Here is an 11,704-nt window from a genome sequence, read left to right as displayed (position 1 = left end):
CAATTTCATTTTACAATGAATCGAAAATATGTTTTTAGCTTTTTATGTTTTTATGTTCTTGCCCCCTTAAGCTATTGATATAACTTAGGTTAAATCCCCTAGAGTAAAGCAATACTTTAGTGAAAATTAGCTTTCACTAATACTCTTATTTCAATTATAAATAAACATTTATGTATAAATATGTTATTTAAGTAAAAATGGTGTTATACTATATACATATTTAGTTAAATAGTTTAATAAATTCAATAGCATTAATATAATGTAAACTATTACTGAGGTGAATAAACAATAGATATATAATATTGTTTCATAGGGGAGGATTCAATAATATAAAGTAATAGACGGGTATGTAAATGGGGGGAATTATGAGATTAGAAAATAAAAATTATAATGCAGGGGATATAATTAAAATTCCATTTAAATTTGCACCAGCACAGGCTACATTAATAGCAATACAAAAACTTTTGGATGGTTTAGTTCCAACACTACAAATTTTGGCTACGGCTAAGTTTCTAGATATTGCAATTTTAATATTCAAACAAGAAAAACATATTAAAGATATAGTAATGCCCTTATTATTTGTGATACTTCTTTTAGCTTACGACTGGATTTCTACGCAATTATCAAAGTTTGCAGAGGTTCAGATTAAAAACAGATTAAGAGGTGAATTCAGGGTAAATATTGTAGAAAAGATAGCAACATTAAGATATAAATATATAGAAAGTCAGGATAGTTGGGATTTGATATCTAGGGTTATAAAGGAGCCAGAAGTTCAATGTACTAAGGCCTATATTTCATCTTTAGATATGATAGCAATGATTTTAAAAATAACAGGAATACTAGTAGTTTTATTTATTCAGGTATGGTGGTCTGCAGTTTTAATTGTTTTAATTTCTGTACCTCTATTTTTTATAGCTTTAAAAAGTGGAAAGGAAACTTATGAAGCAAATAGAGAAGTAGAGAAGAATAAGAGAAAGGTTAAATACTTAGAAGAAGTGTTAAACGGTCGTGAGGCAGTGGAAGAAAGAACCTTGTTTGGCTATTCTGATAAGATTAATAACCAGTGGCATAAAGAGTTTGAAACTGCTAGAAAGCATGAACTTAAGGTAAGTCTTAAATGGTACGTTAATATGAAAACCGGTGGGGTTATTATTGCCATTTTATCTGTATTGATAGTTTTAATTTTAATAGGACCTGTAACTAGTGGAATTTTATCCATAGGAATGTTTATGTCCATTGTTAATAGCGTATTTGAATTAATACAATATTTAGCTTGGAGCCTTCCTGAGTATGGAGATAATTTAGCAAAGAATAAAGAGTATCTTGTTGACTTAACTAACTTTTTAAAATTAGAAGGTGATGAAGGATACTTATTAAGACCAGCTAAGGAGGTTAGCAAATTAAAGTCCTTAGAGTTTAGAAATGTATCTTTTAAATATCCAGGCACAGAAAAGTATATTTTAAAGGATATGTCTTTCGTCATAGAAGAAGGAAGGCACTATGCTTTTGTAGGTGCTAATGGAGCTGGTAAGACTACAATAACTAAACTTATAACTGGTTTATATGAGGACTTTGAAGGAGAAATTTTGATAAATGGAAAATCTATAAAGACATATAGACAAGACCAGTTAAAAGCAATGTGCTCTGTAGTGTATCAAGATTTTGCAAGATATTGTATTTCTTTTAGAGACAATATTTTATTAGGAGATATCAATAGCTTTGATAACCTAGATAATATGAATAAGGCTATAGAAACTGTTGAACTGCAAGATGTTGTTGGAGGATTACCTCTAGGTATCAGTTCAAACTTGGGTAAAATTAAAAATGATGGTGTAGATTTGTCAGGAGGACAGTGGCAACGTATAGCCATGGCAAGGGGAATTGTAAGTCCAGCATCCATTAGAATTTTAGACGAGCCAACTGCAGCCTTAGATCCTATAAGTGAAAGTAATGTCTATGAAAAATTTGAAGAGATAAGTAGGGGACAAACTACTATATTTATCAGTCATAGGCTTGGCTCAACAAAGATTGCAGATGAAATTTTCGTTATAGGAGATGGAGCCATTGTAGAAAGTGGTTCCTATGAGGAGCTTATGAAGAAAAATGGGGTTTATACAAAAATGTATGAAAGTCAAAGGAGTTGGTATATATAATGGAAGGGAAAAGTAAAGATATTTCTTTTTTAAAGATAGTAAGGACAGTTGAACCTATGATAATTAAATCATGTCCTATACTTACAGTGGCAGCTATATTAACTTCAATACTACATAGCTTGGCTTATGTAGTAAATACTTTTATGACTCAAAAGTTTTTTGACTCCATTACAGCTACTTTCTCAGGGAAAGTAGAGTTAAAAATAGTATATTTTATGCTAGGAGGACTATGTATTTCATTAGTTCTAACTCAAGTACTTAATGGAATAGCTAACTTTTTAGCTAATGCCTTAGTTAATAAGGCAAAGGGAACTATAGGTAAGATATTAAATCATAAAAGCTCAAAGTTAAATGCCGCTGATTTTGAAAATCCAACATTACTTGATGATATTAATAAGGCTCAGAAGGGATTAGAGGGTGGACTTTGGATGTCTTTGATATTAATTGTAATAGTAACCTTCTATATTCCATATTTTATTTTTATGGGTATATATCTTTATAAATTAAAGCCGATACTTTCTATTTCTATTATATTAGTATTTATTCCTGTAGCTATATCACAACTAATTAGAATTAAGGTATTCACTAATTTAGAAGATAAGGTAGCTCCAATAAGAAGAGAATATGAACATTATGAAAAATGTATAATGGATAGAGAATATTATAAGGAAACAAGGCTTTTAGGAGGGTTCTTCTATTTCAAAAAAAGATATATAAGTACCTTAGAGCTTATGAATAAAAATAATTGGCAAGCAGAAAAAAAATCAGGACTTGCAGAGCTAGCTATGAAGATGCTAACTCTTATTGGTTATATGGGGGTTTTAGCACTTCTTGTATATGCACTTTTAGATGGTTCTATATCAATAGGTGCCTTTGGGGCAGTATTTTCATCTATAGGCTTTATGTTTTCTTTAATGAATGAGCTGATATGTATGCATATAGGAAACATGGCTGAAAATTTAGGTACAGTGAAAAACTTTATTAGATTTTTAGAAATCCCTGAAAGAGAAGGGGAGGACATAGAAATTGTAGGAGTGCCTAGCATTTCAATTGATAATGTAAGCTTTACTTATCCAGGAACTGATACAAGTTCTTTGAAAGACATATCTTTAAAGATGAATTCAGGAGAAACCATTGCCATTGTTGGGGAAAATGGAGCTGGTAAGAGTACCTTAGTTAGGATTCTTACAGGAATATATAGTCCTACTAAAGGTAATGCTTCAATAAATGGTATAGATATAGATAAAATATCAGCTAAAGAATTATATAGGGTTACATCAGGGGTATTTCAAAAATACCAACGATATAAAATGACTTTAAGAGATAATATATCTATAAGTGAAAAATCTAATGAAACAAAGGAAGAACTACTAAAAGATGCTATAGATAAAGCAGATTTTCAGGTTTCAAAGGAAAAATTTCAAGATGGTTATGATACCATGCTATCTAGAGAATTTGATGGTATAGATTTATCTGGTGGGCAATGGCAAAGGCTAGCTATAGCTAGGGGTTTTTACAAGGATAGTAATATGATAATTTTAGATGAACCTACAGCAGCCATAGATCCTATAGAAGAGACTAAAATATATAAGAAGTTTAAAGAGATGTCCAAGGATAAAACTGCTATAATCGTTACGCATAGACTTGGTTCTGCTAAGATTGCAGATAGAATAGTAGTTATGGACAAAGGTGAAATTGTACAAGTAGGTACCCATGATGAACTTATAAGTATAGATGGAAAGTATATAGTGAGATGTATGAAGCTCAAAGTAAGTGGTATCTAACTGATCAGGATGAAAAGGCAGTTTGATTTAAGGGATTAATGCAAAATATTTAAAGGTTTGAGTCTGGAATGGGTTAGTAAGTTGAGGTATAAGGGCTCTATAAGAGTTTGTGAATTTAAAAATCATGGATAGATATCAGTTATTTATACTGAACTATCCATGATTTTTTATATTATATTACTAGAGATAATTTGGATACAATCCTAAGGTTATTGAACGTTATACATGCCATTCTTCTCCATGTATTGGAATATAGCTTCTCCGTGTTTTTGTTCTTCCTTTTGTATGTGATTTAATACATCACGAACTCTAGTATCTCTAAATTCGAATATTGTAGTATCATAGGTTCCTGACACATATTTTTCAGTCATCAATAAATCTGTACACATATCAGCGTCGGATAAATTAACTCCTCCTGATTGCATATTATTTGTATTAGTAGTGGAACCTTGAGCTGTCATATTTTGTCCTGAATTTTGATTTTGACTTTGCTGATTTTGTTGACCTTGTTGTTGCTGACCCATTTGAGGAAGTTGACCACTTAATAATTGATTGATGCTACCTAGATGGGTTCTTTCTGATTGTCCATTGGCATTAAAAATATCTTTTAACTGACTGTCCTTAGCTTGATTTGCATAATTTGTATACTTTTCAATGCAAATTTGCTCATGCTTTTTTTGATCCTCTAGTAAAGTTCTTTCTTTTTGTGATAATGTTATTTCCATAATACTGCACCTCCGATTATATTTTGTGTAGAACCAATTATTTTATACTAGTAAATGAAATAGTATTGAAATTTAAGAAGTAGAATAGAAAAAACAGGTTAACACTCGATTTAGGTGTTAACCTGTTTAGTATATATAGAAGATATAACAAAGAGAATTATATTACTATAGGGATTTGTTTTTTACAGTTTCAGAATTGAAGATTTCTTCATTAAATTCTCCTTCAGTTTTTGCTACAATCATTGTACATACTGCATCACCGGTGATATTGACAGAGGTTCTTGCCATATCTAGAATTCTATCAATCCCCATGATTAGAGCTATACCTTCCACTGGTAAACCTACTGATTGTAATACCATGGATAACATAATCATTCCTACACCAGGTACTCCAGCTGTTCCAATTGAAGCTAAGGTGGCTGTTAAAATAACAGTTAAGAAAGAACTTAAGGTTAAATCAACACCATAAATTTGAGCAATAAATACGGTAGCTACACCTTGCATAATAGCGGTCCCATCCATGTTAATAGTTGCCCCTAGTGGTAATGTAAAGGAAGCAACATCCTTTGAAATTCCTAAATTTTCTTCTGCAATTTCCATGGATACTGGTAAGGTTGCACTACTACTTGAGGTAGAAAAACCTACAGAAATGGCTGGGAAGAATTTTTTGAAAAATCTTATAGGACTTAATCTAGTAAATAATTTTAATAGGCCACCATAGACAATAGTAGCATGAATAAGTAAGCTTATTAAAACTAATGACATATATTTTATTAAAGGTATCATTGCATCAAAACCTTGAGTGGCAAAGGTACGAGCGATTAAACCAAATACTCCAATGGGTGCAATTATCATTACGAAGTCTACGATTTTCATAATAAGGTCATTTAATTGTTGAAAAAGATTTGTTATCATTTTAGTTTTCTCACCTAGAGTAGATAATCCTACACCTATTAACATGGCAAATACAATAATTTGTAGCATGTTCCCGTTTGCCATGGATGCAATAGGGTTGTTCGGTATCATATCAAGGATAACTTCAACTAATGGTGTAGCCTCTTTGATAGTAACTTCACTTAAGTTTGAACTTGATAAATTTAATCCTACACCTGGTTTAAATACTGTAGACAGTGATAATGCAATTGAAATGGCAATAGCTGTAGTAGCTAAGTAAAATAAAACTGTTTTTACTCCAATTCTACCTAACTTTTTAATATCTCCCATGCTGGCAGCTCCGTTGACCAAAGAAATAAAAACTAAAGGTACTACAAGCATCATAATAGCTTTTAAAAACGCCTGTCCAACTAAATAGAAAGCTCCATTAATTAATAATTCATCGCGAATGAAACCCTCTGGAATAAAGTTGAATATAATACCTGTTATTAAACCCAGGATTAATCCGATAAATATTTTTGTTGATAAACTTATTTTGCCTTTTTTCATTTTACCAATCCCTTCTAATGATTTTTATTATATAAATTGAATTTTTACCTAAAATTATAGAATTATATGGTGAGTAAAATTATATAATGAATAAAAATAAAAGTCAAACTGCAATTATTGGAAAAATGAAAAATGAATATGAAATATTCCATAATGGATATAGTATTGCTGAATTGCGTGTTAATTTAGTAATAGTGCACGTTAGAGTTGATTATAGATATGGATGTTGAATGTATAAAACTTTTGATATATACAATTAGATTTTGAAGGATTTTAAAATGATTATGCAATATTTGTGTAAATAATATCAATGTAGTTAAGAAGAAAAATAAAACTTGAAAAGTTATTTGAATAAATTAACAAATAATAACATATAAAGTATTGTTATTTGCATGGATATATTTTACACTTAGTATAGTAGGTTAACAGATACTGTTTATCCGATGCCTACAAGCTCTAATACTCCAATAATCTTCAAAGTGGGAGTAAAGAGCTCTGTTTATATTAAACTTTTTAGGAGGGGAATTTATGTTATTTATATTTATGGGGCCAAGCTGTTCGGGGAAATCTTCAGCAGCAGAAGAATTGAAAAAACTTACAGATGCACAGATTTACAGTGGAAAAGATTATTTACGTATGGACAAAAATGAAAATAATGCATGGAAACTATTTGAGGAAATATTGAAAGAAGGTTGTAATAACAAAGATTTACACTCAAAATCAATAATCTATGTAATCTCAGAAAAAAAGGATATAGTAAAACTTAAATTTATTAAGGATGCTATTACTATAAATTTTACAGCGGATGCAGAAATAATAAAATCTAGATTTGCAAAAAGGATGAATGGAGTTTTACCAAAGCCAGTAGAAAGTATGATAGACAAGCAGTTACTTGAATGGAAAGACATAACTGCAAAGTTACATGTAGATACAAGTAAAGACAGTCCTAGTGATATAGCTAAAAAGATATATGATCTAATGTTATAGGGATTTCCTAACCCTATATAATATATGAATATAAAGATTTATAAATAAGAATGAGAAATAAAAACAGGGATTGTACCAAAAAAAGAAATTTTGTTTATTTTAAGAATAACGCAATTCAATAAAATAACCTAGCGCTTATATTACAGGGTATTATAAGTTCTAGGTTATTTTATTATATCCATTTATGTTACTTAATTGAATATTATGTATTTATATTAAATATATGTTGTAAAATGTAAAAAATAAAATTATAATATGGTTAAACTATTTTTTACTGCTAATACAAAGGTTGCAGTAGCTGCTGGTGATGGTGATGGGTATTTGCTGCATCAGTAACTACATCGGTAATTAATGATATTATCCATGTTTCCGTTATTTTACCTTGATCTAAAACATTATTTTCGACTAGTAACTAATTTTAACATTGGATATGGAGAGCTGATTAGATGAGTTGGGATTTACTTTTTAGAATAATATTTTTATTGGGTATTTTTATTGGTATAACAACTGATTGTATTAAACATAAAAGAAGTTTAATACAAATACTTTTATATATTAATTTAATACTATTTACTTTAGATAGTTTCTTTAATTTATTTGCTGTCAATATTATAATATTTATTACAACTATTTTTATAGTGGTATTATTCATTATTAAATTGTTTAATAAATGGTTTAAGTAATGTGGTTAGTTAAGAATTTTCGTCCAATATAGATGATATAGATATGATAAGGAGACAGGCTTCCATTACCTACAAAGTAGATATTATAATGCTGAAATGAGTAGGTTTATTAATGGGGATGATGCGATCGTTTTACAGTTAATAAAGGGTCGTATTCTGGGTGCAAACGTGTTTGCTTATTGCAGGAATAATTCGGTGATGAATAGTGACCCAAGTGGATATTTTTATGTTACATTTGAAAAATTACTTACGTTAATTGGTATTAATCCTATTCCAGCGGTTGTTATTGCTACCGCTTTATGAGACTTCATTTAACAACGTAAAAGAGGAATTGAATTTACATTTAAAAGGACTAGGTGGGGAAGGCTGAACGCACTAGACATATATGCAAAATAAAGGAGGTAGTAGCTTGAAAATTAATTTAACACAGAATTCAATTCGTGTATTAAACTATGTTGGATCTTTTATAATTCTTCTATCACAATTTAGTCGAAAAATTTATAGTCATTACTTTTTGAGTATTTTATTTTTTTAATTATGCTATTATTTTTATTCTACTTAAGAGTTAGACTAAATCATTATAGGCAATGTTTTCAAGTAAAAAAATCGCTTGTATATTTCTTAATTGAAAACAGTATATTATTAATGGGAATTATATATGTATTGTTAATAGATAATCTTGTTTTTAAAGGATCCAATGAAGTGAATTTCTTGTTTGTGTTTCCGCTAATTATATTTTTATTCCCATCCTTTATCGTAAATCAAAGATTATCTGATAAAGGAAAACAAAAATAACATTTAACTGGGGATAAGGTTACTTATGAAACTGAGGGTGCTAGCTGGCTTAGTTGGTGCATTTGTGGGAGGATTAATAGCAGGTTATTCAAGCGGAGGTCATTGGCTCGTATGTCTTATTGGTGGTTTTGTAGGTGGTATTTTATATTATAAGATCATGCGACCTGATGGAACTGTAAATATTAATTATTATAAAACTTTTTATAGAAAAGCGTGTTAAGTAAAAATATAAAAATTTATGTAGGGAACAATTAAAACATCTTTTTATCGTTCAAAAGCGAGGGAGAGAAGATATGAAAAAAATTATGAAGATTATATGCGGTTATATTCCTATAGTAATTGTAATTATGCTAGCGTCTTTTTCAATAACATATTTTAGAGAAAAATGCGGAGTGCAACCTAAGGTAGCAGCATTGATTGGTACATTTGAAATGTTATTTTGTCTTTATGGATTTATATTTGCAGTTATTGCTATGAAGAATAGATAAGTTTTGTTTATTATTAAGGTACAAACATAAAAGAGGTTATATTATTTTATAGGGTAAGAAAGACAGTCTAAATTTTTTCACTGTCTTTTTAATCGCTTTTGACATAAAGTAACATAATTATAAAATTATTCTACTTCAGCAATAGGTTATAGCAATGGTGATACCAACTGGAAGGACAGACTAATTGAATATAGCTTAAAAGCTATAACCTACGATGCAATTGGTAATCATTTAACTTATTATGGGTTTGGCAACTCAACCACTACTACCTTAAAAGGCAACTAGGCTATTTTATTATATAAATTATGTAATTTAATTGAAAATAATGAATTTAAATTAAATATATGTTGTAGAATGTAAAAGAGCAAATTACATTATTGGGGAAAGTAAAAATACCAGCATCTATTGAAGTAAACTTATTGGATGAATCATACACGTAAACCAACTATAAGGGGTGCACTAAAGTATCTACTTGTAGGTGCAATTTCAGGAGGATTAATAGTGCTTCTTTCAAAAATAAGTCTAGTTTTATGAGTTATTGGTGCTTCGATTATTGGGTCTTATATAGGTCATTGGTAAATTGGGGGTATATTAAATGAGAAAATATAGTGTTGTATGTTTGTTATTTGGAATAGCATTAGGTTGTATTTTGTCAGTAGGTAATAAGGTGGATAAAATTGATAGTATATATAGTGTAAGTACTAACATAGTTATAGTTTTAATAACATTAGCGTCCATATTTATACTATCAATGTTAAAAGTTGATTATAATATAAAAGTATCCCAAGTTATTTTTGGTTATCTACTTGAAATCATTGTTGCTTTAATGGTTAGTTTTATGCTTAGTAAATTATAAATACCAAGAAATTTAGTATAGCATATCACATGAGAGTATTATTTTTACTTTTATCATTTTATGAGATTTAATAGTTGATAATTATGGAGATAATAACTGGAAGGACAAGCTAACTGTATATAACGGAAAAGCTATAACTTATGATGCTATAGGTAATCCTTTGGCCTATGGATTCAATAATACCAAGTTTAATTATGTTAATTTGGCTTATATTATTTATTAAAGTAGGTATAAAGAGAAAGCATGAATAACATATTTATTTAATTTATTGTAGTTTTCTATAAGTTAGTTTAAGAAGTGAAAGATTTAAATCTTTAAATCTATAGACTTAGCATATATGCAAGATAGGAGAAGAATAAAAGTATGATATCTAAGATTCCTAAAGATTCAACTGTTATATTTAAATATAATTTATTTATGATATATATGTTATTAATATTCACACGTGATGTTTTTAATAGGTATATTTTATTCTTAATTGTTATTTTAGTTGCTATTTTATTTATGACTTATGCAAGGGTTAGATTTAAACATTATAGAAAATTCTATTGTTTAAAGAAAGCAACAATATATTCATTAATTGAAAATGGAGTATTATTACTAGGGATTATATATTTATTTTTTATAGAAAACTTTAAATTTAAGGGGAATAAAGGAATATATTTTTTTGTTTATCTTTCTTTGATTATATTTATAATTCCATCTTTAATTGGAAATACATTATTAAATCAAAAGGAAAAACTTTAATAATGTATATTTCTTGATGTATTAATTTTATGGAAGGTAGGTATAAAAATGGAATTTGAATTTTCTATAGTATTTCTAATAATAGGTATGGTAATGGGGATATTGCAAGTCATGTTCATTATAAAACAGCAGAATATTGCAAAGTATAATACATTTAAAATTTCAAAGCATTTACAAGCAAAATTATCCTATATAGAGGATGGAAGAGTAAGTCTTTACTATAATGAAATGCTAATTGATTATGTTTTAGGATCAAGAGAGGGTGTTTTATATTGGTATATTATCGGAAATGAGGGGCTATATGTTGTAAATAGATTAAAATCTACCTACGAGATTTATGCAGATATTAATGCTGTTCCTCAAAAGCATGAAAATAATTTTAAAGAAATACTTTAATTAAATTAAGAGAAGTTAATATTTTCAGTTAAGCTTTAGATAAGGAGATGTATATATGAAACTTATAGGTTCTATAATATTTGCAATCACACTAACATTAGGGTTTATCACAGAGCTAATTCAATATAAAAGAGTTCATGATTTTATATTAAATAAGAAAGTTTTTAGCATATCTAAACATATGATGTTGAAAATTATTGATATAGAAACACAAGAAAAGACAGTGTTTTATCATGATAGAAAACCTATTGATAATATTTTAGCAGCAAAGAAGGATATGTTTCGTTGTTATTTAGTAGGAAGCGATGGTTTATATATTATAAACAGATCAAAATCAGCTTATAAAGTTTATGAAGATATTAATTCTGTTCCTGTAAAAGAGCAGAAACATTTTAAAGAACTATTACAAGATAATTTAAGAAATAAATCTGGTGAAATTATCTTGTAAGACGAGCTACTCTTATATTAATAGAAAGAAAATTTGAAATATTTATTTACTTTATAAGTTTTCCATGGTAAAATTTACACATAACATATGGGAGGTGCTATAAAGTGATTATTGCTACTTGTTAATTAATTTTTAATGTGAAAATTAATACTAAAAGAAGTCTTAACTACCTAATTATTTAGGTTTATTTGTTGTGCTT

General features: G+C 28.6%; 12 protein-coding genes and 1 pseudogene. 11 read left to right on the top strand and 2 right to left on the bottom strand.

Annotated elements, in window-relative coordinates:
* Nucleotides 1-365 precede the first annotated feature (365 nt).
* Nucleotides 366-2,153: an ABC transporter ATP-binding protein gene (locus B2694_RS16275; RefSeq protein WP_346886637.1), complete on the top strand. Its 1,788-nt coding sequence runs from the start codon at nt 366-368 to the stop codon at nt 2,151-2,153.
* Nucleotides 2,153-3,937, top strand: a complete 1,785-nt coding sequence (locus tag B2694_RS16270; RefSeq protein WP_346886636.1) for an ABC transporter ATP-binding protein — start codon at nt 2,153-2,155, stop codon at nt 3,935-3,937. Before B2694_RS16275 ends, B2694_RS16270 begins: the two co-directional genes overlap by 1 nt.
* A 209-nt stretch (nt 3,938-4,146) precedes the next feature.
* On the opposite strand, the gene B2694_RS16265 is transcribed toward B2694_RS16270, so the two are convergent.
* Nucleotides 4,147-4,662, bottom strand: a complete 516-nt coding sequence (locus B2694_RS16265) for a spore coat protein (RefSeq protein ID WP_346874066.1) — start codon at nt 4,660-4,662, stop codon at nt 4,147-4,149.
* Between the two features lie 165 nt (nt 4,663-4,827).
* Nucleotides 4,828-6,105: a dicarboxylate/amino acid:cation symporter gene (locus B2694_RS16260; RefSeq protein WP_346886635.1), complete on the bottom strand. Its 1,278-nt coding sequence runs from the start codon at nt 6,103-6,105 to the stop codon at nt 4,828-4,830.
* An 86-nt stretch (nt 6,106-6,191) separates the two neighbouring features.
* Here B2694_RS16260 and B2694_RS16255 point away from each other — a divergent pair, with 86 nt between their 5' ends.
* The 9 genes and pseudogenes from B2694_RS16255 (at nt 6,192) to B2694_RS16215 (ending at nt 11,505) form a co-directional block, all read left to right on the top strand.
* A complete protein-coding gene (locus B2694_RS16255) occupies nt 6,192-6,335 on the top strand; it encodes a hypothetical protein (RefSeq protein WP_346886634.1) in 144 nt (47 codons plus the stop codon).
* A gap of 298 nt (nt 6,336-6,633) precedes the next feature.
* Entirely contained in the window at nt 6,634-7,092 is a 459-nt protein-coding gene (locus tag B2694_RS16250) for a hypothetical protein (protein ID WP_346886633.1), read from the top strand.
* Between the two features lie 734 nt (nt 7,093-7,826).
* Nucleotides 7,827-8,078, top strand: a pseudogene (locus B2694_RS16245) (RHS repeat-associated core domain-containing protein); the annotation flags it as partial.
* Nucleotides 8,079-8,595: 517 nt separating this feature from the next.
* Entirely contained in the window at nt 8,596-8,790 is a 195-nt protein-coding gene (locus B2694_RS16240) for a hypothetical protein (protein WP_346886632.1), read from the top strand.
* A 73-nt stretch (nt 8,791-8,863) separates the two neighbouring features.
* Nucleotides 8,864-9,058, top strand: coding sequence for a hypothetical protein (locus B2694_RS16235; protein WP_346886631.1), 195 nt, complete (start codon nt 8,864-8,866; stop codon nt 9,056-9,058).
* A 595-nt stretch (nt 9,059-9,653) separates the two neighbouring features.
* Nucleotides 9,654-9,914, top strand: coding sequence for a hypothetical protein (locus tag B2694_RS16230; protein ID WP_346886630.1), 261 nt, complete (start codon nt 9,654-9,656; stop codon nt 9,912-9,914).
* 363 nt (nt 9,915-10,277) lie between these two features.
* Nucleotides 10,278-10,661, top strand: coding sequence for a hypothetical protein (locus tag B2694_RS16225; protein ID WP_346886629.1), 384 nt, complete (start codon nt 10,278-10,280; stop codon nt 10,659-10,661).
* 48 nt (nt 10,662-10,709) lie between these two features.
* Nucleotides 10,710-11,057, top strand: coding sequence for a hypothetical protein (locus B2694_RS16220; RefSeq protein ID WP_346886628.1), 348 nt, complete (start codon nt 10,710-10,712; stop codon nt 11,055-11,057).
* 55 nt (nt 11,058-11,112) lie between these two features.
* Nucleotides 11,113-11,505 carry a hypothetical protein gene (locus B2694_RS16215; protein WP_346886627.1) on the top strand — a complete coding sequence of 131 codons (393 nt, stop codon included), beginning with the start codon at nt 11,113-11,115 and terminating at the stop codon, nt 11,503-11,505.
* The last annotated feature ends 199 nt before the right edge of the window (nt 11,506-11,704 follow it).

Origin of the sequence: Clostridium sp. UBA4395 (assembly GCF_002390995.1) — a bacterium.
GTDB classification, from domain to species: Bacteria; Bacillota; Clostridia; order Clostridiales; family Clostridiaceae; genus Clostridium_J; species Clostridium_J sulfidigenes.
This window is presented reverse-complemented; position numbering and strand designations above follow the sequence as displayed.

Coding starts and splice junctions, on each gene's coding strand:
- B2694_RS16275 (WP_346886637.1), top strand. CDS start 366: ATGAGATTAGAAAATAAAAATTATAATGCAGGGGATATAATTAAAATT.
- B2694_RS16270 (WP_346886636.1), top strand. CDS start 2,153: ATGGAAGGGAAAAGTAAAGATATTTCTTTTTTAAAGATAGTAAGGACA.
- B2694_RS16265 (WP_346874066.1), bottom strand. CDS start 4,662: ATGGAAATAACATTATCACAAAAAGAAAGAACTTTACTAGAGGATCAA.
- B2694_RS16260 (WP_346886635.1), bottom strand. CDS start 6,105: ATGAAAAAAGGCAAAATAAGTTTATCAACAAAAATATTTATCGGATTA.
- B2694_RS16255 (WP_346886634.1), top strand. CDS start 6,192: ATGAATAAAAATAAAAGTCAAACTGCAATTATTGGAAAAATGAAAAAT.
- B2694_RS16250 (WP_346886633.1), top strand. CDS start 6,634: ATGTTATTTATATTTATGGGGCCAAGCTGTTCGGGGAAATCTTCAGCA.
- B2694_RS16240 (WP_346886632.1), top strand. CDS start 8,596: ATGAAACTGAGGGTGCTAGCTGGCTTAGTTGGTGCATTTGTGGGAGGA.
- B2694_RS16235 (WP_346886631.1), top strand. CDS start 8,864: ATGAAAAAAATTATGAAGATTATATGCGGTTATATTCCTATAGTAATT.
- B2694_RS16230 (WP_346886630.1), top strand. CDS start 9,654: ATGAGAAAATATAGTGTTGTATGTTTGTTATTTGGAATAGCATTAGGT.
- B2694_RS16225 (WP_346886629.1), top strand. CDS start 10,278: ATGATATCTAAGATTCCTAAAGATTCAACTGTTATATTTAAATATAAT.
- B2694_RS16220 (WP_346886628.1), top strand. CDS start 10,710: ATGGAATTTGAATTTTCTATAGTATTTCTAATAATAGGTATGGTAATG.
- B2694_RS16215 (WP_346886627.1), top strand. CDS start 11,113: ATGAAACTTATAGGTTCTATAATATTTGCAATCACACTAACATTAGGG.